The following is a 23,983-nucleotide window of genomic DNA, read 5'->3' on the forward strand; positions in this document are numbered from 1 at the left end:
CGGGTGCCCGGGTTCGCGTCGACCATGGTGCTGCCATCATGCCTCCTCGTCGGGGGCTCACAGCAACCTCACAGCGAGAGTCCAGCGAACGGGCAGCATCTCGCGCGATGATGGACACCGTGAGCGAGACACCCGAGGCCCGAGTCCTGATCGTCGACGACGAACCGACGATCGTCGAACTGCTGTCGGTCAGCCTCAGGTACCAGGGATTCGAGGTGGCGACGGCGTCGTCCGGCCCCGAGGCATTGGACAAGGCCCGCAACTTCAGGCCCGAGGCTCTCATTCTCGACGTGATGATGCCCGGCATGGACGGCTTCGGTCTGCTGCGTCGGCTGCGGGCGGACGGAATCGATGCGCCTGCACTGTTCCTGACCGCACGAGACTCCGTGGAGGACAAGGTGACCGGGCTGACCCTCGGTGCGGACGACTACGTGACCAAGCCGTTCTCGCTCGAGGAGGTGGTGGCCCGACTCCGGGTGATCCTGCGCCGTTCGGGCAAGAGTGAGGACGCGCAGCCCTCCCGAGTTGCGTTCGCGGACATCGAACTCGACGACGACACCCACGAGGTCTGGAAGGCGGGCGAGCCGGTCTCGCTCTCGCCCACCGAATTCACACTGCTGCGGTACTTCATGGTGAACGCGGGAACGGTACTGAGCAAGCCGCGAATTCTCGATCACGTGTGGCACTACGACTTCGGCGGAGAAGTGGGAGTGGTGGAGTCGTACGTGTCCTATCTGCGCCGCAAGGTCGATACGGGCGACACCCGATTGATCCACACGTTGCGGGGCGTCGGCTACGTCATGCGCCAGCCACGGTGACCGGCATTCGAGGTCGGATTCGAAGTCTGCCGCTGCGCTTCACCTTGGTCGCCGCGCTGTTGCTCCTGGTCGGTCTCGGCCTGTTGGCGTCGGGGATTGCCGTGACCTCCTCGCTCGAGACGTCGTTGATGCGTCGTCTCGATCAACAACTGATCGAGGCGTCCGTGGGCTGGGCCAGGCCGGGTAACGAACGCCCGCCCTTCCCGGTCGACGAGCCCAATCCAAGTCGCCCGCCGTCCAACTTCTACGTTCGTTTCGTCGCCGACGACGGTACCGTGCGCGGCCCGATCAACGATGTGACAGAGGATGTTCCGGATCTGTCGGGCACGCCGTCGGCGGCCCCGAAAACCGTCGGTTCCGAGGGCGACCCGTCGAAGCAGTGGCGGGTGATCACGGTGACGAACAGCGAGGGTTCCACCACCGTCGGCATGTCGCTCAACGCCAATCAGCAGACCGTCAGCAGACTCGTGGTACTCCAGTTCTACATCGGCGCAGCCGTGTTGCTGGCACTGGCCGTGATCGCCTACTTCGTGGTGCGGCGCAGCCTGCGACCGTTGCGTGAGGTGGAGACCACTGCCGCGGCCATCGCCGCCGGAGACCTCCACCGTCGAGTTCCCGAGTGGAGTGAGAAGACCGAGGTGGGCCGGTTGTCGGCGGCCCTGAACGGCATGCTCTCGCAGATTCAGCGTGCGTTCGCGGCCACTGCCGCCTCCGAGGAGGCCGCGCGCGCATCCGAGGATCGAATGCGCCGCTTCGTCGCCGACGCCAGCCACGAATTACGAACACCGCTGACGACCATTCGCGGGTTCGCCGAGCTGTACCGACAGGGTGCGATGAGTGACATCTCGCTGCTGATGAATCGAATCGAGGGCGAGTCGGCGCGCATGGGCCTGCTCGTCGAAGACCTGTTGATGCTCGCGCGCCTCGACGCGCAACGGCCTCTGGACATGCGGCGCGTCGACCTGCTGACCGTCGCCGCCGATGCGGTGCACGACGCCAAGGCCGTCTCGCCCACGCGGGACATCTCTCTGAAAGTGTTGGCGGGGCCGGGAATACCCGAAGTCCGCGGCGACGACGCGCGGCTGCGTCAGGTGCTCGCGAACCTCGTCGGAAACGCGGTACGGCACACGCCGGAATCCGCGTCGATCACCGTATGCGTCGGGACCACCCAGTCGTCGGTGCTGCTCGAAGTACAGGACACCGGACCCGGTCTGGGCAAGGAAGAGGCCGCGCACGTCTTCGAGCGCTTCTATCGAGCCGACTCCTCGCGCACACGCGAGAGCGGGGGCAGCGGGCTCGGTCTGTCGATCGTGGCGGCCCTGGTAGCGGCGCACAGCGGAACTGTGACAGTGCAGAGCGCCCCGGGGCAGGGCGCGACCTTCCGAGTCGAATTACCCCGCGCCGACGGTTGATTCGCGTGCCGTTGCGCCCTTCTTGCGTTCGGCCAGCTTCGTGTACGCGGCTGCGGCGAGTGGCGCGGCGACGAGCATCGACACCAACCGAATCACCTGAACGCACGCGACGAAGGTGACGTCCGATCCCGTCGTCGCGGACACGGCCAGCACGGCGGCCAATCCACCGGGCGTGGTCGCGAGGTAGCCGGTGAGCATGCTGACTCCGGTGATCGCAGACAGTGCCCAGCCGAACAGTGCGCAGATCACCCCGATCGATACGACCAGCAGAGCAGCCCACGGGAAGATCCGACCGATCGCCCGCAGACTGGAGACGGTGAAGGCGAGCCCCGCCTGCCATCCGATGACGATGAACGCCACCGGCAGCAGCACGGCGGGTACCGAGATGTCGACCGGCCAGCCGAGCAGTTCGCAGGTGCCGGCCACGATCAGTGGTCCGAGGGTGGCGGGCGCGGGTAGTCGGATGATCCGAGCGAGAACGATTCCGGCGATGACGGCAGCGATCAGAAAGGCCGTACCGATGTACCAGGGCGTCGTCGACTGCTCGGACGACGCTGTCCCACCACCGGTGTCGGTATGGAACGCGAACGTGACGATCAGCGGCATCGTGACCACCACGAGTGCGACGCGTAGGTACTGGACCACCGCGACGATGCGCTCGTCCCCGCCGAGCTCTCGGGCGATGGACACCAGACCCGTTGCGCCACCGGCAATCAGGGACAGCGCTCCGGTGACCGGGTCGACGTCGCGATGCAGAGCCAGCAGCGCGCCGCAGCCTGCACTGACGACCAGTGTCCCCGCACCGACGAGAACTGCGGGAATCCAGTTCTCGCCCAACGCACCCAGTGTGTCGGTGTCGAGCATCAACCCGATCGTCACCGCCAGTGTGCCCTGCGCCGCCATCGATGCCGGACGGGGGACGGCAGCCGGACCGAGGCCGGTGAGTGCGAAGACAACGGCGACGACAAGTGCGGCGAACAGCGACGGTGCTGTCAGACCCAGAGTCGCGAAAAGGGCCCAGCCCCCGACGGATACGGCCGCGAGGCCGATCCATCGGAGGCTGTACCCGAGTACTCGTTTCATCGGTGTGGGAGCACTCATGCTCCGGACTTGACCAGCAGAACCGGGACCGGGATCTCGAGGAGCAGACGCTGAATGGTCTGTCCCATCAGGAACTTTCCGACCGCCGAGCGGTGCCGCGAACCCACCACCAGGATCTCCGACTTCTGCTCCTCCACCAGGGTCAGCAGTGTGTTGACGGCGTCGGGGTCGGGCCGACCGACTGCCACGGTCCAGGAGACCGCGTCGGCGTGGTCGATGTCGGTCAGAGCGGTCTCCACCGACGTGGACACGGCCTGCGTCTCGGCGGCCTCGGCGGACGGTTCGGCCGATCCGGAGAGTGCGTGCAGGACGACCAGGTCCGTCTCGCGGATGCGTGCTTCTCGAACGGCTGCCGCCAGTGCTGCGCGGCCCTCGGGTGAATTGTTGTGCAGTACGCCAACAGTCATGACGGTTTCTCCTACGCGAGATGGGGTGGGGGATCAGCCGAACGGGATCTGGCCGAGGACGATGCCGACGGCAAGCATCGCGAGGGAGACGACCACCGCTCGCCACAGCACCTTCTTGTGGTGATCGGCCAGTGACACTCCGGCGAGGGTGACCAGCAGCAGGATGGCCGGAACCAGCGGGCTCTGCAGGTGGACGGGCTGACCGGTGATCGACGCACGGGCCATCTCGACCGGGTCGATGCCGTACTTGCCTGCGGTCTCGGTCAGCACCGGCAGGATGCCGAAGTAGAAGGCGTCGTTGGTCATGAAGAACGTCAGCGGGATGCTCAGGATGCCGGTGATGACGGCCAGGTACGGGCCCATGCCGGACGGGATGACGTTGAGCAGCCACTCCGCCATGGCCTCGACCATGCCGGTGCCCTGGAAGACGCCGGTCAGAATTGCCGCGGCGAGCACCATGGCGACCACCGAGACGATGGACGACGAGTGCCGTGCGATCGCGTCGCCCTGCTCCTTGACCTTGGGGAAGTTGACCGTCAGGGCAATGGAGGCAGCGATCATGAACAGCACCGGGATGGGCAGGATGTCCATGACGAGGATGACGAGGAGGATGACCGTCAGAGCAGCGTTGAACCACAGCAGCTTCGGGCGCAGGGTGTCGCGGTTGGGGTCGAGACCGTCGAAGAACTGACCCGATTCGCCGTCGTCCGATCCGCCGGTGCCTGCACCGCCGGTTGCCTTGCCACCCTTGCGGATACTGCCGCCGCCACCGGAGGCCACCAACTCGGGCTCGTAGATCAGCTTGCCGATGCGTCGGCGCTCCATGATGCCCAGGTGAACGGCGAAGAGCAGCACGATGATCAGGCCGACGATCATGGAAGGAACCATCGGAACGAACACGTCGGACGGGGAGATGCCGAGAGCGGAAGCAGCGCGAACCGTCGGGCCGCCCCACGGAATGATGTTCATCGTGCCGTTGGCGAGACCGGCGACGACCGTCAGAATGACCGGGCTGACACCGAGTTTGAGATACAGCGGCAACAGGGCGGACGTGACGATGATGAACGTGGTGGAGCCGTCACCGTCGAGCGAGACGACCATGGCCAGAATGGCCGTTCCGACAACGAGTTTCATCGGATCGTTGCGCACCAGGCGCAGAATGCCGCGCACCAGTGGGTCGAACAGTCCGACGTCGATCATGATGCCGAAGAAGATGATGGCGAAGAACAGCAGGGCCGCGGTGGGGGCCAGCGACTTGATGCCGTCGGTGATCATGTCACCGATGCCGAGCCCTGCGCCGGCCAGCAGACCGAAGATGACGGGTACGAGGGTGAGTGCGACGACGGGCGTGGCTCTCTTGGTCAGGATCAAGAACATGAAGGCGGCTACCATGAGGAAGCCGAGTATCACCAACATCGTGCACTCCTTCTCGAATGTGTGAGGTGGGTCCGGTTGGACTGCGTGTGTGACTGAAGTTACGTAACCGGCATCACATGGTCGCCGTTGTGCGCACTACCCGCGCAAGCAACGTAAAGAGCCTTTTGCGCATTGTGCTCGAGCCCGCCCGACGCATAGCCTGAACGAGTGCGATTGAGGACCCAGGTGCTGTTGTTGCAGGCAGCGCTGGTGGCGGTGGCCCTGGCTGTGGCGTTCGGGGTGTTCGCGATCAGCAGCGGCAGGCAGGCGAGCGAGGAGTACGGCGAGCGCGCGCTCGCGGTCGCCCGGACGGTGGCGTCGGACCCGGAGGTGCGCTCGCTCGTCGAGCAGTTCTCGGCAGTCGACACCGCAGGCACCGACGCCGCGCCCGCGGGAGTGCTGGCGGGCGGGGCCTTGCAGCGCGCGGCCGAGGGCGCCCGCACCCGCACCGACGCCCTGTTCGTCGTCATCACCGACGATCGCGGTCTTCGCTTGGCGCACCCCGATCCGACGGTGTTGGGCCAGCGGGTGAGTACCGATCCATCCGGTGCGCTGGCGGGCAACGAGGTGGTCGAGCAGGAGCGCGGCACCCTCGGCGACTCCGTACGCGCGAAAGTGCCTGTGCTGGCGCTCGGTTCGACCGACGTGGTGGTCGGCGAAGTGAGCGTGGGCATATCGACCACGGCCGTGCGTACCGAGCTGGTGAAGGATCTGGTCAACGGCGGGTTGGTGACCGGTGCCGTGCTGTTGCTCGGGCTGGCCGGCTCGACCCTGTTGGCGCGCAGGTGGAAACGACTGACGCTGGGGCTCGAGCCGGAGGAGCTCGCCGAATTGGTGCGTGAACAGGAGGCCGTGCTGCACGGCATCGGCGAGGGCGTGGTCGCCATCGATCCGAACGGCGTCGTCACGGTCGTCAACGACGAAGCGCGCTCGTTGCTCTCGATCGACGGTAAGCCGGGGATGCGGATCGAGGACATCGGTCTGACTCCGAGACTGCTCGAGGTCATCGAATCTCCGACGGCCGAACCCGTACTCGCGGCGGTGAACGAGGTCGTGGTCGTCGCAGCCGCTCGAAAAGTGCTGCGTGACAATCGAAATCTGGGTACGGTGCTGACCGTGCGTGACCGAACGGACGTCGAGACGCTGACGCGTCAACTCGACGCGGTGCAGTCGATGTCCGCCGTACTGCGCGCCCAGCGCCACGAGTTCGCGAACCGAATGCATCTGGTCAGCGGACTGCTGCACGAGGGCCACCCGGATCGTGCGTCGCAGTACATCGACGAAATACTCGGCGTGGGGCCGAGATCGGAAACCGTCGAGGGTATCGATGCGCTGTCCGACGCCTATCTGCGGTCGTTCCTGACCGCGAAAGCCGCGCACGCGCGTGAGAGCGGGGTGCGAATGGTGTTGGGCGAGAACACCTGGGTCGGGGGAGAGGTCGCCGTTCCCGTCGACGTGACGACTGTGCTGGGCAACCTCGTCGACAATGCGATCGATGCTGCCAGGCTGGGAGTCCGCAGGCCCGCCGAGGTGGAAGTGGAACTGGTGCAGGACGGTTCGACCCTGCACATCGTGGTCGTCGATTCCGGCGACGGTGTGGATCTGGAAGTCGATCAGGTGTTCGTGGAGGGAGTCTCGACCAAGTCGACGGCGGACTCACCGGGCGGCCGAGGGGTGGGATTGGCGCTGAGTCGGCAGATCGCACGTACCCGCGGCGGCGACGTGACGCTGGCCGATGTCGGTGGGCAGATCACCGACGAGAACGAACGAGGAGGCGCAGTGTTCATCGCGTCGATCCCGGACGCACTACTGACCGACGAGGTGTCGCAATGAGAGTACTGGTGGTGGACGACGATTTCCGGGTCGCGGATCTACATGCGGCACTGGTGAATTCGCTGGACGACTACGAGGTGGCCGCGGTGGCGACGAGCATCGCCCAGGCGCGGGAGTTGGCGTCGACGCAGGCGTTCGATCTGGCGCTGGTCGACGTCTATCTGCCCGACGGATCGGGAATCGACCTGGTACGCGAACTCGAGTGCGACGCCGTGGTGCTCTCCGCGGCGGCGGATCAGCAGACCGTTCGATCGGCGTTGGCCGCGGGTGCCTGGACGTATCTGATCAAACCGTTTCCGCGCTCGGCGTTGGTCGATCGCCTCACCGGATACCGGACGTACCGCGGCGCTCTCGACCGTTCGGACGAGCTGAGCCAGGCCGACATCGACAGCGGACTCGACGCGTTGCGTCCGCGCGCGGCGGCACCGCTGCCGTCCTCGCAGTCCGTCACCCGTGATCTGGTGCTCGACGCCGTGCGCGCGACCGCCGATCCGATGTCGGCGGGTGAAGTTGCTGCGGCCATCGGCATTTCACGTGCGACCGCGCAGCGTTACCTGGCCACCCTCGTGTCCAAGGGTCGACTGCGCATGCAGCTGCGCTATGGGTCGACCGGCAGGCCGGAGCAGGAGTACTCGTTACCGCCGGGAGCGTGAGACCGCCACGACCACGGCTCCGACCACGGAGATCGCCGCGGTGACCAGAGCTGCGGTGTTCCACCCTTCGGTCAGCGCAGTCGTGCTGTGGCTGCTGATCGATTGGGTCATTCCGCGGGCTCCACTGCCCGCAAATTGGGTCATTCCGCGGGCTCCACTCCCGCCGGCCGGAACGGCCACCACCGCAACGACGGTGACTCCGATGGCGGAGCCGACGTAGCGCGCGGTGTTGTTGGCACCGCTGCCCATGCCGCCGCGGCCGGTGGGCACGCTGGCCACGGCCTCGCGTCCGAGGGCGGCGTTGAGTATCCCGCTGGCGACTCCTGCCACGAGCAGTCCCGGCAGCAGTCGCGGCCAGGATGCGTTCTCGGACAACCCCGTGAGCATCACCATGCCGATCGCGACGCCGACCAGACCGACGGCGAGTTGCGTCCGACCGCTCATCGATGCGGGCAGCCTGCGGGCGAGCAAGGCGGTGACCACGGACGTGGCCGACCACCCGAACAGCAGCAGGGCGGCACCGAGCGCATCGATACCCAGCGCGGTTCCGAGGAATCCGGGCATGTACGACATCAGGGCGATGATGCCGCCGCCGGTGGCCAGCGCGGCGACCGTGGCGGCCAGAAATGGTGGGTGCCGGAAGAGTGTCAGATCGAGCATCGCAGTGGCACCGCGCAATTCGAGGACCACGAACGCGGACAGCAGCAGGGCCGCGAGGACGAAGAGCACGATCGGAGTGACGGCGATCCAGCCCTGCCTGCCCTCGACCAGCGCGGCCAGCAACGCGGCGACGCCCGTGGCCAACAGCAGCGCACCGACCGGATCGAGGCCACGCGGGGCGTCGGACCTGGATTCTTCGACGAGCACATGCGCGGCGACGGCCAATGCGACCGTGGCAACCGCGAGAACCACGTAGGCCTCCCGCCAACTCGCCCAGCGATCGAGTACGGCGGCGAGCAGCGGGCCGAGAGCGATGCCTGCACCCACGCTCGCGCCCCACACCCCGCTCGCCTTCGCGCGCACCGGACCGGCCGGGTGAGTGTGCGCGATGATCCCCAGGCTCGACGCGATGACGGCCGCGCCGCCGAGACCCTGCAGGATGCGGGCGAGGACGAAGATCAGAGTGTCGGGAGAGACGGCGCAGACGATCGCACCGACGGCCAGGACCGCCGCACCGAGTGCGAAGGTGCGTCGGCGGCCGAAGTCGTCGGCGACGGTACCGGTGGTGAGCAGGGCGGCAGCGAGGCCGATGCTCATCGAACTGAGAATCCAGGTGCGTCCTGCTGCGTCGGACATCAGGTCCGCGGCGGTGCTGTTGATCGTGGCGAGTGGTGCGGTGAACGCCATCAGAGTCAGCAGGGTGCCCAGCGCTGCGATGGTGAGCGCGCGGGTGCTGTTGTCGGTGCTGACGGGCGAGGGTGCAGCGTCGGTCATCGTCGTCCTTTTGGTCTGGTGATCGAACTGTAAACGCCCAACTTGGTTCGGTCAACAGACTGTACTATCGCGTCATGGCACTCGGAACCGACTACGCCCGCCAGGACTGCTCCCTGGCCCGTGCCCTCGAACTCGTCGGCGAGCGATGGACGATGCTCATCGTGCGCGATTGCTTCTTCGGGGTCCGACGCTTCGGTGATTTCCAGGTCCACCTCGACATCTCCAAGGCGGTCCTCGCGCAACGACTCGGCGCACTGGTCGAGGCCGGGCTGCTCGAACGACGAGCCCGCGCCGTCGAGGGCGGACGCGACGACTACGTCCCGACCGTCGCCCTCGAACGACTGTGGCCCGCCGTGTTCGCCCTGAGCTACTGGGGTGAGGAACAGACGGCGAAACCCGCAGGGAAGCGTCGACGGTTCCTGCACGCGACCTGCGGAACCGACCTCGGACCGTTGGGGATCTGCCCCGAATGCGGACTCGCGCCCGGTCCGCACGACATCGACACCGATATCGGCCCGGGCTACGACCCCGACACCCGATCCGACGAGGTGTCCATGCACCTGCGGACGCGTCGACGCTTGCTCACGCCTCTGCGGTGAGCGAGGTGCGTCAGCTCGGGACGTGTGCCTCGTGGCCGAGTTCACGCAACGCTGCTCGGAGCTTGGCCGCCGCCTCGTCCTGGGACTCCGCCGACGGATTCGGGTCGGCACCGGAGATGTCGAAGTTGCCCATGTCGTATGCCGGAAACACGTGCAGATGCAGGTGCGGCACCTCGAGCCCGGCGATCAGCAGTCCGGCGCGGGGAGCGTCGAACGCGGTCCTGACCGCCTGGCCGATGATCTGGGCAACGGCAGTGATCTTCGCGAACGCGGCACCGTCGACGTCCTGCCACTGGTCGATCTCCTCGCGCGGAACCACCAGTGTGTGGCCCTGAGTGACCGGTGCGATCGTCAGAAACGCCACCACGTCGTCGTCCTGCCAGACGAAACGTCCCGGGATTTCGCCGGCGATGATCTTGCTGAAAATGGAAGCCATGGGAACAGGATGCCCTACCCGATTCGACCGGGGCCGTTCCACCGGTCGCGTCTCCCAGGTGATTGCCAGGTTCATCGCAGGGTGGGTCCAGCTCGGGGCCCGATTCTGGTCCACATGACAACGAATTCCCTCGCACGAGCAGGCCAGCGGCCCGGCTCGAACGCCACGGCCACTCTCGAGGTGGTCATCCCGGTATACAACGAAGAGGCGGATCTCGAACAGTGCATTCGTCGTCTACACGAGCATCTGGAAGACCGGATCCCGTTCCGGTCGCGCATCACGATCGCCGACAACGCCAGTACCGACGGCACCCTCGCGGTGGCACACCGGCTGGCCGACGAGATCGAAGGAGTCCGGGTTCATCACCTGGACGAGAAGGGCCGCGGACGAGCACTCAAAGCCGTCTGGCTCGCATCGGACGCCGATGTCGTGGCCTACATGGACGTCGACCTGTCGACCGACCTCAACGCTCTGATGCCGCTGATCGCGCCGTTGATGTCCGGTCACTCCGACCTCGCCATCGGATCACGACTCAACCGATCGTCCCGGGTGGTCCGCGGCGCGAAACGCGAATTCATCTCGCGCAGTTACAATCTCATTCTGCGCACGTCGCTGCGCGCACGCTTCTCGGATGCGCAGTGCGGTTTCAAGGCCATGCGCACCGACGTCGCCCGACAGCTGTTGCCGCTCGTCGAGGACACCGGATGGTTCTTCGACACCGAATTGCTCGTCATCGCAGAGAAAGTCGGCCTGCGTATCCACGAGGTGCCCGTCGACTGGGTCGACGACCCGAACAGCAGCGTCAACATCGTCGACACCGCCGTCAAGGACCTGCAGGGATGCTGGCGCGTCGGCCGCGCCCTGGCCACCGGCGTACTGCCGGTCGCCGAACTGCGTCGAAGCCTGGGACGGGAGCCGCTCGTGCCCGGAGTACCGCACGGAATGATCAGCCAGATGGTGCGATTCGGCATCATCGGCATCGCCAGCACCGTCGCCTACGCGTTGCTGTACCTGGTGCTGCACTCGTTGATCGGCGCGCAGGCCGCGAACTTCTTCGGACTACTGATCACCGCGGTACTCAACACCGCGGCCAACCGCGCCTTCACCTTCGGCGTCCGCGGATCGGACGGCGCAGGCAAGCATCAACTGCAGGGACTGGCGATCTTCGGTTTCGCTCTGCTCGTCACCAGCGGATCGCTCGCGGTACTGCATTCCTGGGTGCCCGATGTGTCTCGGCACGTCGAACTCGCCGTCCTCATCGTCGCCAATCTCGTTGCCACGGTGTGCCGATTCATCGCACTGCGGTGGGTCTTCCGTAGCTCCACGTCGGCCGATTCCCAGCCTGCCGGTTCGGAGAAGAATCTGTGACGACGACGATCGAACGCCCCGCCGCGGACGCCTCGGCCGCGCCCGTCACCTCCCCGCGATGGGAGTGGATCGGTCTGGTCGCGTTGCTGGTCGGCACCGGCGTCGCCTACATCTGGGGACTCGGTGCCTCGGGTTGGGCCAACTCCTTCTATTCCGCTGCGGTGCAGGCGGGTTCGGTGTCGTGGAAGGCCTTCTTCTTCGGATCCTCCGACGCCGCCAACTCGATCACCGTCGACAAGCCCCCGATGTCGCTGTGGTTGATGTCGTTGTCGGTGCGCATCTTCGGCCTCAACGCCTGGGCGATGCTGGTGCCGCAGGCGCTCCTCGGAGTCGCCTCGGTGGCCCTGCTGCGCGCCACCGTCAAGCGTCGCTTCGGCGGCGCGGCCGGTCTGCTCGCGGGCCTGGTGCTGGCCGTGACTCCGGTTGCCGCACTGATGTTCCGGTTCAACAATCCCGACGCGCTGCTCGTGCTGCTGATGATCGCATCGGTGTGGGCACTGCTGCGCGGCGTCGAGACCGGAAAGACCAAGTGGCTGTTGATCACCGGCATGTTCGTCGGATTCGGCTTCCTCACCAAGCAGCTCCAGGTGATGCTCGTCGTACCGCCGCTGGCGTTGACCTACCTGATCGCCGGACCGCCGAAGTTTCTCACCCGGCTGATGCAGTTGTTCGGTGCACTCGGCGCGATGATCGTCTCGGCCGGATGGTGGATTCTGATCGAGGAATTCTGGCCGGCGTCGTCGCGGCCGTGGGTCGGCGGTTCGCAGAACAATTCGATCCTCGAACTCACGCTCGGCTACAACGGATTCGGTCGGCTCAGCGGTGACGAAACCGGAAGTGTCACCCCCGGCCGCGGCGGTATGGGCGGGGGTATGGGTGCCGACATGGCCGGGGGAATGCCCGGGGGCATGCCCGGTGGTATCTGGGGAGAGACCGGCATCCTCCGCATGTTCGACGCCTCCCAGGGCGGCCAGATCGCCTGGCTTCTCCCGGCCGCGTTGATCCTGTTCGTGGTCGGACTCGTGTTGCGCGGCAGAGCACCTCGAACCGACGGGCAGCGTGCGTCGCTGATCGTGTGGGGATCGTGGTTGCTCGTGACGGGGCTGACGTTCAGTTTCATGGCCGGAATCTTCCACGCGTACTACACCGTTGCTCTCGCACCTGCCGTCGCCGCGCTGATCGGCATCGGCAGCGTGGTGCTGTGGCGTCGACGCGATACGTACTGGGTACGCATCGCGATGGCCGTCGCCGTGGCGTCCACCGTGGCGATGGCGTGGGTGTTGTTGCGCCGCAGTGAGAGTTTCGTGCCGTGGTTGAAGTGGGCGATTCTCGTGGTCGGAGTTGTGGCCGTCGTGACGCTGCTCGTACCCGCGCTGACCCGGGGCAGGCTGGCGGCGGTGTCGATCCTGGCGGTGATGTTCGCCGGTCTCGCCGGGCCGACGGCGTACGCGGTCGACACGATCGGTACTCCGCACACCGGTGCCATCGTCTCGGCCGGCCCGAACACCGGTATGCGCGGGTTCGGCGGTATGGGCGAGGGCCGTCGCGGTCAGGGCGGTATGCCGGGCGGAGTGCAGTTGCCGGCAGGCGTCCAGCTACCGGCCGGGATGCAGCCACCGGCGGGATTCCCGGGACAGGCCGGTGCTCCCGGCCAGATGCCAGGTGGCGCCGAGATGGGCGGCATGGGCGGCGCAATGGGCGGTCTTCTCGAGGGCAGCAAGCCGACCACCGCGATCACCGAGATGCTCGAGCAGGACGCCGACTCCTACACCTGGGTGGCAGCGGCCATCGGAGCCAACACGGCGGCCGGCTATCAATTGGCCACCGAGGAGCCCGTCATGCCCGTCGGCGGGTTCAACGGCACCGACCCGTCCCCGACTCTCGCCGAGTTCCAGCAGTACGTCGCCGAGGGGCAGATCCACTACTTCATCGGCGGCGGAGGGATGCCGGGAATGGAGTCGGGTACCTCGGCGGAGATCTCCGCCTGGGTCACCGAGAACTTCACCGCCACCACGGTCGACAACGTGACGTTCTACGACCTCACGCAGTAACACCGAACCACCACGAAAGAGCCCCGCACCATGACAGGTGCGGGGCGCTTTCGCGTCGAGCAGATAGTCTGATGCACTGTGCGCGTACTAGTCATTGGTTCCGGTGCTCGTGAGCACGCCCTTCTACTTGCGTTGAAGGCCGATCCGTCGGTCGAGAAGCTGTTCGTGGCTCCCGGCAACGCAGGCACCGCGAAGCTCGCCGAGCAGCACGTGGTCGACGTCGCTTCCGGTGAGGCGGTGACCGCGCTGGCGAAGAAACTCGACGCCGACCTGGTCGTCATCGGACCGGAGGTACCCCTGGTCCTCGGTGTGGCCGACGCTCTCCGCGAGGCAGGCATCGCCGCATTCGGCCCCTCCGTCGACGCCGCTCGCATCGAGGGATCCAAGGCCTTCGCCAAGGACGTGATGGCAGCAGCAGGTGTCCGCACCGCGCACAGCGAAATCGTCGACTCACCCGCCCTGCTCGACGCAGCCCTCGACCGCTTCGGCCCCAACTGGGTGGTCAAGGACGACGGCCTGGCTGCAGGCAAGGGGGTTGTCGTCACCACCGACCGCCTCGTCGCGCGCGATCACGCTGCCGAACTGCTCGAGAACGGCCACCCGGTGCTGCTCGAATCGTTCCTCGACGGACCCGAGGTGTCCCTGTTCTGCCTCGTCGACGGCGAGACCGTGGTGCCTCTTCTGCCTGCGCAGGACCACAAACGCGTCGGCGACGGCGACACCGGACCCAACACCGGCGGCATGGGCGCATACACCCCGCTGCCGTGGTTGCCCGAGGGCGCAGTCGAGGAGATCGTCCGTGATGTGGTGAAACCCGTTGCCGCCGAGATGGTGCAGCGTGGCGTGCCGTTCTCCGGTCTGCTGTACGCCGGTCTGGCGATGGGTGCCGACGGCCCGGCGGTCGTCGAATTCAACTGCCGCTTCGGTGATCCCGAGACCCAGGCGGTGCTGGCGCTTCTCGATTCCCCTCTCGGTGAGGTGCTGAACGCGACGGCGACCGGCACGCTTGCCTCACTTGCGCCGTTGCGCTGGAAGGACGGTGCGGCCGTCACCGTCGTCATCGCCGCCGAGAACTACCCCGGTCGACCGCGCACCGGTGACGAGATCCTCGGCTCCGACGGGGAAGGCGTGCTGCACGCAGGCACCGCGGTGAAGGACGGCGCAGTCGTCTCCGCGGGCGGACGCGTGCTGAGCGTGGTCGGCACCGGATTCGACCTCACCGCCGCCCGCGACGACGCATACTCCCGTATCGCGGGAATCCGATTGCCGGGCAGTCACTTCCGCACCGACATCGGCCTGGCTGCGGTGGAGGGTCGCATCTCGCTGTAGGTGCGCCGCGTCGGCCGGGTTCGTCGAAGCCGGTCGTCGGGGGCAAACGCGCGCGCATTTGTCGGATGCGAGCGAAACCGCCTCCGAAACGACGCGATTTTGCGCGCACATGGCACATGCGCGCGCGTTTGCGAAGGCGTGAGGTACCGAGCGTCCCGGGATCAGTAGGGTCGAAACAATGCACAGTGAATCCCAGCGATCGATGGTCGAGCCGTTCCACGTGATGGATGTGTTCGCCGCGGCGGCCGAGCGGGCGCGCACTCACGGCGACGTTCTCTCGCTTGCTGCAGGTCAGCCCTCGACGCGAGCGCCCGAGCCGGTACTGCGCGCCACCCGCGAGGCCCTGGACGCGCAGCTGCTCGGATACACCGAGACGCTGGGCATTCTGCCGCTGCGTCGCGCGATTGCCGAGTACCACAGCGCGCGGTACGGCATCTCCGTCGACGCCGACGACGTGGTGATCACGACCGGGTCGTCGGGCGCATTCACGTTGCTGTTCCTCGCTGCGTTCGACGCGGGGGACACGGTCGTCATGGCCAGGCCGGGTTATCCCGCGTACCGAAACACGTTGGCGGCGTTGGGCTGTCGCGTCGTCGAACTGGATTGCGTCGAAGAGACGCGGTTCCAACCGACCGTCGCCATGCTCGAGGAACTGCCCGAGCCGCCCGCCGGGCTCATCATCGCGAGCCCGGCCAACCCCACCGGCACGATCATCGACCCCGACGAGCTCGCCGCGATCGCGCGCTGGTGCGACGAGCACGGAACTCTGTTGATCTCGGACGAGATCTACCACGGCATCGCCTACGGGGACGCGCGGACGTCCAGCGCCTGGGAGACCTCCAAGGAATCCGTCGCCATCGGATCGGTGTCGAAGTACTTCTCGATGACCGGGTGGCGGCTGGGCTGGATGCTGCTGCCGACGCGATTGCGCAGAGCCGTCGAACGATTGGCGTCGAACATGACGGTCTGCCCACCGGCGATCTCCCAGGTTGCCGCCATCGCGGCGTTCACCGAGGAGTCCCGCATCGAGCTGGATTCACATGTCGAGCGCTACGCCGTCAACCGCCGCATTCTGCTCGACGGTTTGCCGGCCATGGGGATCACCGACCTCGCACCGGCCGATGGTGCCTTCTACGTGTACGCCGACATCGCGCACCTGACCGACGATTCGCGAAGTTGGTGTGCGCGAGTGCTGTCCGAGACCGGGGTCGCTTTGGCACCGGGCATCGATTTCGACACCGTACGCGGGAACCACACTGTGCGATTCTCGTTCGCAGGCACCACGGCCGACGTCGAGGAGGCGTTGGAGCGCCTTCGTCGCATGTGAGTGTTTCCTCGTAGCAGGTTACGAGGCAGGAGGGGAGCCTGCGGAACGACGGGACGGCACGGGGCTCACATGCGGCGCAGCCGCTCCAGCGCCTCGGCGATATCGGCGGCATCGACGTCGCGGTGGGTCACGAAACGCACCTTGCCCGCGACGGTCACCGCGGCGATACCCGACTCGGCCAACTCGGTGACCGTCGATGCCGGGTCGGGAACCGTTGCGAGCACGATGTTCGTCTCCGGCTCGGTCACCTCCCAACCACGCTCGCGCAAACCGGACGCGAGGGTCGACGCGTTGGCGTGATCGACGGCCAGATCACCGATCCGATCCAACGCCACGAGCCCGGCCGCAGCCAGGACGCCGCCCTGACGGACGCCGCCGCCCAACATCTTTCGTACACGCCGAGCCTCGTGAATCCTCGCGGAATCCGAGACCAACATCGAACCGACCGGCGCGCCGAGGCCCTTGCTCAGGCACACCTGCACCGTGTCCGCACCGGCAGCGAGCGAGGCGATCGGAACATCCAGAGCCACCGCGGCATTCCACAGTCGCGCGCCGTCGAGGTGCACCTTCAGCCCGCAATCACGTCCGGCGGCAACGAGATCCGACCACTCGTCCGGTCCGAACACGGTACCGCCTGCGAAATTGTGGGTGTTCTCGAGCGACAGCAGCGTGGTCCGCAGCGCGAAGTACGGTCCGTCGCCGCCCGCTTTCGCGCGCACCGTCGACGCGAGGGGACGGCCGGGCCCACCGTCGTGGGGGAGGGCGTCGGGCATTCCGCCCGCCAACCATGCGGCGGTACCGAGCTCGGACCCCAGCACATGGGCGTGCTCGGGTGCCAGGAATCGATCGCCGCGCTGCAGATGCAGCATCAGCGCGATGATGTTGCCCATCGACCCCGACGGCACCCACAGTGCCGCCTCGAATCCGAGCAGACCTGCGACGGCTTCTTCCAGTGCCGCCATCGTCGGATCGTGATCGAGGACGTCGTCGCCCACTTCGGCGTCGGCCATGGCTTTTCGCATGACCGAATCGGGTCGGGTGATGGTGTCGGAGCGGAGGTCGATCGTTCGATGTGCCACGAATACTGACAATTCCATAGCGCGAAAGCAGTCCGACGAACGGCCTCGAGCTGGCACGATGACTTGAATGTCCGCAGGTCCGACCGAGTCGCAGCACAAGGTGTCGGGTGCGACTCCGAAGGGGGTACGCCGCCGGCAGGCACTGGCGTCGGCCGCTGCGGACCTTCTCGTCGAAGGTGGATTCGACGCGGTGCGGCACCGTTCCGTGGCCGCACGAGCCGGGCTCCCTCTTGCGTCGACCACCTACTATTTCGAGTCCCTCGGAGACCTGGTGGCCGCGGCGGTCGACGTCGTGGGCACCCGTGAGATCGATGTGATGCGCGGCCGCATCGAGGACGAGGGCAAGTGCTCGAACGAAATGGAGTCGACGGTCGACCTCATCGTCGACCTGCTGATCGGACCCCAGGACGGACACGAGCAGCTGATCGCGAGATACGAACGCTTCATCGCCTCGGCACGCCATCCCGAGCTGCGAGAGGTTCAGCTGCGCCTACGCGCCCAGATCGACGACCTGCTCACCGACGTCCTGCGCCGGTCGGGTCGAACCGTGCAGGAAGAGCAGCTTCGACGACTCGTGGCGGTGGTGGACGGAGCCGTGGTGGGCGCGCTCAGCGAAGTGGACCCCGACCCCCGCCACATGGCCCGAAGCATGTTGCTGGCCGTCATCGACATCGTCGCACCGGCGGAACAGGTGCCGGCGGACTGACTGCTACCGAGCCGAGATGTTCGGCCCCGACTCGGCCCGGTCGGTCTCGCCGGAGTCTGCGTCGATCGGTGGCACCTCGCACACGCCGTCCGTGCAGACGAGGCCGTGGTCGTCGCCGACGATCTCCAGAGGACCGCTCATGAGCCGGCAGCGGCTTTCTGCAGGACGTCGGCGAACACCGACGGGTCCTGCGCGCCGGACACACCGAACCGTCCGTCGATCACGAAGAACGGCACACCGCTGATTCCGTAGGCGATGGCCTGCTCCTTGTCCGCGCGCACCGCCGGCAGGAATTCCTCGGACTTCAGCGCCTCGACCACCTCGTCACGGTCGAGGCCGACCTCCGTGGCCAGGTCGGCGAGGTCATCGGTGCGGCCGACATGGCGCCCCTCCTCGAAATAGGCCGCCAGCAGGCGCTCCTTCATCTCGACCTGCTTGCCCTTCGACTTGGCGAAATGCAGCAGCTCGTGCGCCTTGACTGTATTGGTGTGCTGCAGGGCGTCGAAGTCGTACGCGAGCCCCTCGCCTGCGGCCAGCTCGGTCATCTGCCCCAACATCTGCGTGACCTGGGCGGCCGGCATGCCTTTGTGGGAGACGAGAAAATCGACCTCGCTGCCGTCGAAGTCGACCGGTGTGTCGGGTGCCAGCTCGAACGAGTGGAACTCCACCTCGAGCGTCCCGCCCCCGGCGGTGAATTCCGCGGCACCTGCCTCGAAACGGCGCTTACCGACGAAGCACCACGGGCATGCGATATCGGACCAGATGTCGACCTTCACTGTTCGGCTCACGACGCCTCCAACAGCGGAATGCGCTGCGGTTATTCCACGCGGCGTCGACTGGCGAACGAGACGCGTGCACGAACGCGGGCGGTCGGTGGTGCAGTCCTCTACGAAAGAGTGCGGTCGTCTTCCGAGGCCGACAACTGCGCCACGTAAGCTGGGTGCTCGTGAGCATCCCGAATGTCCTGGCCACCCGTTACGCGAGTCCCGAACTGGTGGAGCTGTGGTCTCCGGAGCACAAGATCGCCCTGGAACGCCAACTGTGGATCGCTGTGCTGCGCGCGCAGTCTTCCCTGGGAGTCGACGTACCCAACGCTGCGATTGCCGACTACGAAGCCGTCGTGGACCAGGTCGATCTCGCGTCCATCGCCGAGCGTGAGCGCGTCACCCGGCACGACGTGAAGGCACGCATCGAGGAGTTCAACGCCCTCGCCGGCCACGAGCACATCCACAAGGGGCTCACCAGCCGCGACCTCACCGAGAACGTCGAGCAACTGCAGATTCTGCGTTCACTCGAACACGTGCACGCGCACGGTGTCGCCGTCGCGAAACGGTTGGCCGAGCGCGCTGCCGAATACTCCTCCCTGGTGATGGCCGGCCGCAGCCACAACGTCGCAGCTCAGGCCACGACGCTGGGCAAGCGTTTCGCGTCCGCGGCGGACGAGCTGCTGCTGGCTCTGGCCCGGGTGCAGGAGCTGATCGCTCGTTATCCGCTCCGCGGAATCAAGGGGCCGATGGGCACCTCGCAGGACATGCTCGATCTCTTCGGCGGCGACTCCGCCAAGCTCGTTGCGCTCGAACGCATCGTCGCCGACCACCTCGGTTTCCGGCACACGCTCACCAGTGTCGGCCAGGTCTACCCCCGTTCGCTCGACCACGAGGTCGTCTCCGCGCTGGTCCAGATCGGTGCCGGACCGTCCTCGTTCGCCCACACCGTTCGCCTGATGGCGGGCCACGAACTCGTCACCGAGGGCTTCCAGGCGGGACAGGTCGGCTCGTCGGCGATGCCGCACAAGATGAACACTCGCTCGTGCGAACGCGTCAACGGCCTGCAGGTGGTGCTGCGCGGCTACGGCTCGATGGCCGCCGAGCTCGCCGGAGCGCAGTGGAACGAGGGCGACGTCTTCTGTTCCGTCGTGCGCCGCGTGGCGCTGCCCGACGCCTTCTTCGCCATCGACGGACTCATCGAGACATTCCTGACGGTGCTCGACGAATTCGGCGCGTACCCGGCCGTCATCGCCAAGGAACTCGACCGCTACCTGCCGTTCCTCGCGACGACCAAGGTGCTGATGGCTGCCGTGCGCGCGGGCGTCGGACGCGAAACCGCACACGAGGCGATCAAAGAACACGCCGTCGCGGTGGCGCTGGCCATGCGTGAGCAGGGACTGGAACCGGACCTGCTCGACCGTCTGGCCGCCGACGATCGCCTGCCCCTCGATCGCGCTGCCCTCGATGCGGCGCTGGCCGACAAGACGGCCTTCATCGGGGCGGCCGACGCCCAGGTCGCTGCCGTCGTCTCGGCAGTGGAGCGGCTGATCGCGAAATTCCCGGCCGGGGCGTCGTACACGCCGTCGCCGATTCTGTAGTCAGGAGAGGACGTCGGGCAGGTCGGCGACCGAGTCGATCACGTGGTCGGGTTCCATCGCGAACTCGTCCGTGATGCGTCGATCGAGCATGTCCTGACGGAACTTTCCGGTGCGCACGAGCACTCCCGTCATCCCGACGACCTGGGCGGCGAGTACGTCGTTGTCGAGATCGTCCCCGACCATGACGACGTCGTCCGGGTCGACGCCCATTCGCTCGGACGCCGTCCGGAATCCCAGTGGTGCAGGTTTACCGATGGCCTTCGCGGTGTGCCCCGACGCCTGCTCCATACCGCCGAGGTACATGCCGGTGTCGATGCGCAGCCCGGCACCGGTGCTCCACATCAGCGATCGATGCATCGCAACGACGGGTATGCCTCGGCACAGCCAGTCGTAGACGCGGCTGAGCCGCTCGTGCGTGAACTCCGGGCCTGCGCCGCCGACGACCACGACATCGGGATCATCGGACGTCTCGTCGACGAACTCGATTCCCGGCATGTCGCCTGCGATCTCGCCGTTGTTGATCAGCACCACCCGCGCGTCGGGATAGTTCTCCCGGAGATGGTCCGCAGTGAGTGACGCGGCCGTGACGATTTCGTCCGAGTGCACGTCCAGCCCCACCTCGCGCAGTGCCGTAGCGATCTGCTCACGCGTCTTCGACGTCGTATTGGTCAGAAACGCGCGCGCAATGTCCTTGCTGTCCAGGTACTTCAGAGTGTCCGCTGCCCCTGGCACCGCCTGCCACGACGTGACCAGGACGCCGTCGATGTCGAAGAGAACCCCGCCGATGCTCATCGGCAAACAGTAGTCGGGTTACCGAACGCCTGCAGCCTCAGCCATCTCGTCCACGTAGGGTCGACAGCGCCCGATGTAGGCAGTGAGGAGCCCGCGATGGATGCACACCATGTCGCGCGCTGCGCCCGCCACATGGCTGCGAGTGCACTTCTGTCATCGATGAGCGACCGAGAACTCGCGCGGGCAGTAGCAACGGCCGCTCCGCTCGGTGCAGGAATCGGCGGTCGCTCGATGGCGATGGACCTCGATGGTGACCGGGTCTTCGTCAAACGAATCCCCCTGACCGACATCGAGATGCTGCCGCAGAACATGTTCTCGACCGCGAACGTTTTCGGACTCCCGACGTTCTATCAGTACGGGTTGGGGTCGTCCGGTTTCGGTGCGTGGCGAGAACTCGCCGCTCACACCATGACGACCGAGTGGGTCCTCGGCGGGACCTTTTCAGGATTTCCGTTGATGCATCACTGGCGGATTCTCCCGGACTCGATACCCGAAGGATTCGTCGACGAATTCGGAGGCGTGGAACGCGCGGTGACCTACTGGGAGCGGTCGCCTGCAGTGCGGAGTCGTTTGAAGGCGATCGGCGAGTGCACGCACAGTGTGGTGCTGTTCCTGGAGTATGTGCCACACACCCTCGCCGAATGGATTGCCCTGCAACACAACAATTCCGACACCGACGACGATTCGATGTATTTCTGGATGGAGGACGCACTCGCTCGCGGAACTGCTTTCATGAGTGCGCATGGTCTCGTCCACTTCGATGCTCACTTCGCCAACATTCTGACCGACGGGCAGCAGCTCTACTTCGCCGATTTCGGACTCGCCCTGAGCTCGAGCTTCGACTTGTCGATGCGCGAGTCCACGTTTCTCGCCCGCCACCTGTTGTACGACAGTGTCTACTGCGCCGGGCATTTGCTTCGGTGCGTGATCGCCGAAAAGTTCACCGAGACCGAACGCGCCGAATTTCCGGACACTTGGATCGGACGTGCACGCCCCGATGGCGTCACGTCGGACCTCGCCGCACTGATCGATCGCCACGTTCGTCCGACAGCCCTGCTGAATGCCTTCCACCGACGCCTCGTCAGCGACAGCAAGGAAACGCCTTTCCCGATGGAAGAAATCGAGAGGGAGCGAAAGCCCTAGAGTCGGTGACTGTGAACCCCTACACGATTTTCGCCGAGATCATTGCCGGGACGGCCGAGGCGTCGCGCGTCCACGAGGACGAGACAGCGGTTGCGTTCATGGACATTCGCCCGCTCACCAGCGGACATGTGTTGGTGGTGCCCCGGCAGCAGTTCCGGACATTGGCGGAGTTGCCACCCGAGATCGGGGCGCACCTGTTCGTGGTGGGGCAGAAGGTGGCCGCCGCTGTGCGAGCGAGCAACCCGCGTGTCGCCGGCGTCAACTTCTTTCTCGCCGACGGCACGGTGGCCGGTCAGGAAATCTTCCACGTGCACCTGCACGTCATCCCCCGGATGATCGGCGACGGCTTCGGGCTGCGGGCTCGGCCGTCGTCGCCGCAGCGATCCGAACTGGACAGGCAGGCCGCCGAGATCGCCGCGGCTCTCACTCGGCCGTGACCTTCTTCGCCTTGGACAGTGCGTCGGCGTAGATGTCGATGGTCTTGGTGTACCGGCTGTAGCTCTTGTTGGCGCCGTAGTCCCACAGCACCATCTGCTGGTTGTCGACGGCCGAGATGGCGTCGAAGCCGGGGTAGCGGCCGGGAATGTCCGCAAGCTTCACGTCGGCAGCGTTGGCGACGTCGTGGTAGACGAACGCCACGTCGGCGTCGACGGTCGACACGTTCTCCCACGACACCTTCTTCCAGTACCCGTCGTCGGTACCGTCGGGGGTGTACATCTCCAGTCCCCAGCGTTGGTAGTCGCCGAAGTCGGGGTCCGCAGACGGATCGAGTACGTACGCGACGTCGAGTGGCCAGACTCCGACGCCGGTGAGGTCCTGGCGTTCGGAAGTAACCTTCTCGAAATTCGCGACGGCAGCGTCGTATTCGGCCTTGATGTCTGCCAGTTGTGGGGTGTCGAGGTCGACTCCGAGTGAGGACGCGAGCCCCGCGTAGTTCTCGATGGTCTTTGCCGTCGAGGTCGTGTCCAAGGTGACTCCCAGGGTGGGAGCGAGCTGATCGATGGTGTCGGCCTCGGACGAATCCGCCGTGGTGGTCAGCTTGCCGAATTGCCCGAATCGAGGGTTGAACTCACCGACGACCAGATCCGGGTCGAGGCTCGCAGCCTTCTCGAAATCGAATGTCCCCCAGCTCTCGCCGACCGATTCGATGCCGGACAGGTCGGAGCAGCTCAGAATGGGGCTGGTGCTCATCGGCGTCGTCGACCAGATGGCGACGGGTTTGATTCCGTACGACATCAGCGCTGCGGCGGATTCCTCGTCGGCGATGATTCTGGTCGGTTGCGACTCGAGCGAGATGGTCCGACCGCGGCCGTCGGTGTAGGTGAACGGTCCTTCTTCTCGATCGACTGTGTCGACGCGGTCGTTCTCGCTGCACGCGGCCGGGTTGGCGTTCAGGTCGACGACCTGGGTGCGGTGGTCTTCCAGGTCCGTGTCGTTTCTGCTGCACGCCGATGCAGCAAGAAGAACCAGGACCGCGACGCCTCCGACGAGTGCGTGCTGTCGGGATCCGAAGTGGCCCGTCCTGTGGTTGTGGTGGGAAATCATGAGTCACTTCCGTTGTGGGTCTGCCGGTCCGAAGTCCTGGGCGGGTGATGCAGGTCCGACCACTCCTCCGGGCGGACAGATGTTAGCCTGCTGAGGGTCGACTAAGCGAGGGTAGCCTTTCCTTATGCCTTTGGGGTGGCAAACCTCCTGGCCGCGACCGGTACGACGC

At 66.2% G+C, this 23,983-nt stretch carries 23 protein-coding genes; 13 read left to right on the top strand and 10 right to left on the bottom strand.

The features are described 5' to 3' along the window. The first annotated feature begins 110 nt into the window (after positions 1 to 110). The gene (locus CH276_RS06575; protein WP_032396315.1) at positions 111 to 818 is read left to right on the top strand and encodes a response regulator transcription factor; all 708 of its coding nucleotides are present in this window, start codon (positions 111 to 113) and stop codon (positions 816 to 818) included. Between the two features lie 26 nt (positions 819 to 844). Then, a complete protein-coding gene (locus CH276_RS06580) occupies positions 845 to 2,230 on the top strand; it encodes a sensor histidine kinase (protein ID WP_094630647.1) in 1,386 nt (461 codons plus the stop codon). Here CH276_RS06580 and CH276_RS06585 read toward each other — a convergent pair. Genes CH276_RS06585 through CH276_RS06595 form a run of 3 tightly spaced genes read right to left on the bottom strand, consistent with a single transcriptional unit; the run spans position 2,210 to position 5,154 of the window. Next, on the bottom strand, positions 2,210 to 3,331 hold the full coding sequence (locus tag CH276_RS06585; protein WP_094630417.1) for an AbrB family transcriptional regulator: 1,122 nt from the start codon (positions 3,329 to 3,331) through the stop codon (positions 2,210 to 2,212). The two genes, CH276_RS06580 and CH276_RS06585, sit on opposite strands and share 21 nt — an antisense overlap. Then, positions 3,328 to 3,738 carry a universal stress protein gene (locus CH276_RS06590; protein WP_032395960.1) on the bottom strand — a complete coding sequence of 137 codons (411 nt, stop codon included), beginning with the start codon at positions 3,736 to 3,738 and terminating at the stop codon, positions 3,328 to 3,330. Before CH276_RS06590 ends, CH276_RS06585 begins: the two co-directional genes overlap by 4 nt. 33 nt (positions 3,739 to 3,771) lie before the next feature. Next, the gene (locus tag CH276_RS06595; RefSeq protein ID WP_032395959.1) at positions 3,772 to 5,154 is read right to left on the bottom strand and encodes a CitMHS family transporter; all 1,383 of its coding nucleotides are present in this window, start codon (positions 5,152 to 5,154) and stop codon (positions 3,772 to 3,774) included. A gap of 168 nt (positions 5,155 to 5,322) precedes the next feature. On the opposite strand from CH276_RS06595, the gene CH276_RS06600 reads away from it, so the two are divergent. Continuing rightward, the gene (locus CH276_RS06600; RefSeq protein ID WP_094630418.1) at positions 5,323 to 6,987 is read left to right on the top strand and encodes a sensor histidine kinase; all 1,665 of its coding nucleotides are present in this window, start codon (positions 5,323 to 5,325) and stop codon (positions 6,985 to 6,987) included. Beyond that, the gene (locus tag CH276_RS06605; protein ID WP_094630419.1) at positions 6,984 to 7,640 is read left to right on the top strand and encodes a response regulator; all 657 of its coding nucleotides are present in this window, start codon (positions 6,984 to 6,986) and stop codon (positions 7,638 to 7,640) included. Before CH276_RS06600 ends, CH276_RS06605 begins: the two co-directional genes overlap by 4 nt. Here the strand turns inward: CH276_RS06605 and CH276_RS06610 are convergent. Next, positions 7,623 to 9,074 (bottom strand): MFS transporter, encoded by a 1,452-nt coding sequence (locus CH276_RS06610; protein WP_094630420.1) that lies wholly within the window; start codon positions 9,072 to 9,074, stop codon positions 7,623 to 7,625. The genes CH276_RS06605 and CH276_RS06610 overlap by 18 nt on opposite strands. 74 nt (positions 9,075 to 9,148) lie before the next feature. Between CH276_RS06610 and CH276_RS06615 the strand changes: the two genes are divergently transcribed. Continuing rightward, positions 9,149 to 9,673 carry a winged helix-turn-helix transcriptional regulator gene (locus tag CH276_RS06615; protein WP_094630421.1) on the top strand — a complete coding sequence of 175 codons (525 nt, stop codon included), beginning with the start codon at positions 9,149 to 9,151 and terminating at the stop codon, positions 9,671 to 9,673. 10 nt (positions 9,674 to 9,683) lie between these two features. On the opposite strand, the gene CH276_RS06620 is transcribed toward CH276_RS06615, so the two are convergent. After that, positions 9,684 to 10,109, bottom strand: a complete 426-nt coding sequence (locus CH276_RS06620) for an HIT family protein (protein WP_094630422.1) — start codon at positions 10,107 to 10,109, stop codon at positions 9,684 to 9,686. A gap of 114 nt (positions 10,110 to 10,223) precedes the next feature. Between CH276_RS06620 and CH276_RS06625 the strand changes: the two genes are divergently transcribed. From CH276_RS06625 to CH276_RS06640, 4 genes are all read left to right on the top strand, one after another. Then, positions 10,224 to 11,477 carry a bifunctional glycosyltransferase family 2/GtrA family protein gene (locus CH276_RS06625; protein ID WP_094630423.1) on the top strand — a complete coding sequence of 418 codons (1,254 nt, stop codon included), beginning with the start codon at positions 10,224 to 10,226 and terminating at the stop codon, positions 11,475 to 11,477. After that, the gene (locus CH276_RS06630; RefSeq protein WP_094630424.1) at positions 11,474 to 13,528 is read left to right on the top strand and encodes a glycosyltransferase family 39 protein; all 2,055 of its coding nucleotides are present in this window, start codon (positions 11,474 to 11,476) and stop codon (positions 13,526 to 13,528) included. Before CH276_RS06625 ends, CH276_RS06630 begins: the two co-directional genes overlap by 4 nt. Positions 13,529 to 13,606: 78 nt before the next feature. Continuing rightward, positions 13,607 to 14,857 (top strand): phosphoribosylamine--glycine ligase, encoded by a 1,251-nt coding sequence (purD, locus tag CH276_RS06635; protein ID WP_094630425.1) that lies wholly within the window; start codon positions 13,607 to 13,609, stop codon positions 14,855 to 14,857. 178 nt (positions 14,858 to 15,035) lie between these two features. Next, complete coding sequence (locus CH276_RS06640) at positions 15,036 to 16,184, top strand: pyridoxal phosphate-dependent aminotransferase (protein ID WP_094630426.1); 1,149 nt, start codon at positions 15,036 to 15,038, stop codon at positions 16,182 to 16,184. A gap of 65 nt (positions 16,185 to 16,249) precedes the next feature. On the opposite strand, the gene CH276_RS06645 is transcribed toward CH276_RS06640, so the two are convergent. Then, positions 16,250 to 17,263 (bottom strand): GntG family PLP-dependent aldolase, encoded by a 1,014-nt coding sequence (locus CH276_RS06645; RefSeq protein WP_254924182.1) that lies wholly within the window; start codon positions 17,261 to 17,263, stop codon positions 16,250 to 16,252. Positions 17,264 to 17,330: 67 nt separating this feature from the next. On the opposite strand from CH276_RS06645, the gene CH276_RS06650 reads away from it, so the two are divergent. Continuing rightward, a complete protein-coding gene (locus tag CH276_RS06650; RefSeq protein WP_045196709.1) occupies positions 17,331 to 17,969 on the top strand; it encodes a TetR/AcrR family transcriptional regulator in 639 nt (212 codons plus the stop codon). Positions 17,970 to 17,972: 3 nt separating this feature from the next. Here CH276_RS06650 and CH276_RS28405 read toward each other — a convergent pair whose 3' ends face one another. Together CH276_RS28405 and CH276_RS06655 are read right to left on the bottom strand one after the other, a co-directional pair. After that, positions 17,973 to 18,110 (bottom strand): hypothetical protein, encoded by a 138-nt coding sequence (locus CH276_RS28405; RefSeq protein ID WP_176459131.1) that lies wholly within the window; start codon positions 18,108 to 18,110, stop codon positions 17,973 to 17,975. Further along, positions 18,107 to 18,757 carry a DsbA family oxidoreductase gene (locus CH276_RS06655; protein WP_094630428.1) on the bottom strand — a complete coding sequence of 217 codons (651 nt, stop codon included), beginning with the start codon at positions 18,755 to 18,757 and terminating at the stop codon, positions 18,107 to 18,109. The genes CH276_RS28405 and CH276_RS06655 overlap by 4 nt, the downstream gene beginning before the upstream one ends. 158 nt (positions 18,758 to 18,915) lie before the next feature. Here CH276_RS06655 and purB point away from each other — a divergent pair, with 158 nt between their 5' ends. Then, a complete protein-coding gene (purB, locus tag CH276_RS06660) occupies positions 18,916 to 20,334 on the top strand; it encodes an adenylosuccinate lyase (RefSeq protein ID WP_045200318.1) in 1,419 nt (472 codons plus the stop codon). Here purB and CH276_RS06665 read toward each other — a convergent pair whose 3' ends face one another. Continuing rightward, positions 20,335 to 21,126, bottom strand: a complete 792-nt coding sequence (locus CH276_RS06665) for an HAD-IIA family hydrolase (protein ID WP_032395946.1) — start codon at positions 21,124 to 21,126, stop codon at positions 20,335 to 20,337. 96 nt (positions 21,127 to 21,222) lie between these two features. Here CH276_RS06665 and CH276_RS06670 point away from each other — a divergent pair, with 96 nt between their 5' ends. Together CH276_RS06670 and CH276_RS06675 are read left to right on the top strand one after the other, a co-directional pair. Continuing rightward, complete coding sequence (locus CH276_RS06670; RefSeq protein ID WP_094630429.1) at positions 21,223 to 22,269, top strand: hypothetical protein; 1,047 nt, start codon at positions 21,223 to 21,225, stop codon at positions 22,267 to 22,269. 11 nt (positions 22,270 to 22,280) lie between these two features. After that, positions 22,281 to 22,706 carry an HIT family protein gene (locus CH276_RS06675; protein ID WP_045196704.1) on the top strand — a complete coding sequence of 142 codons (426 nt, stop codon included), beginning with the start codon at positions 22,281 to 22,283 and terminating at the stop codon, positions 22,704 to 22,706. Here CH276_RS06675 and CH276_RS06680 read toward each other — a convergent pair. Continuing rightward, positions 22,693 to 23,814, bottom strand: coding sequence for an ABC transporter substrate-binding protein (locus CH276_RS06680; RefSeq protein WP_094630430.1), 1,122 nt, complete (start codon positions 23,812 to 23,814; stop codon positions 22,693 to 22,695). The two genes, CH276_RS06675 and CH276_RS06680, sit on opposite strands and share 14 nt — an antisense overlap. Between the last annotated feature and the right edge of the window lie 169 nt (positions 23,815 to 23,983).

Origin of the sequence: Rhodococcus sp. 06-470-2, from assembly GCF_002258235.1 — a bacterium.
Lineage (GTDB): Bacteria > Actinomycetota > Actinomycetes > Mycobacteriales > Mycobacteriaceae > Rhodococcoides.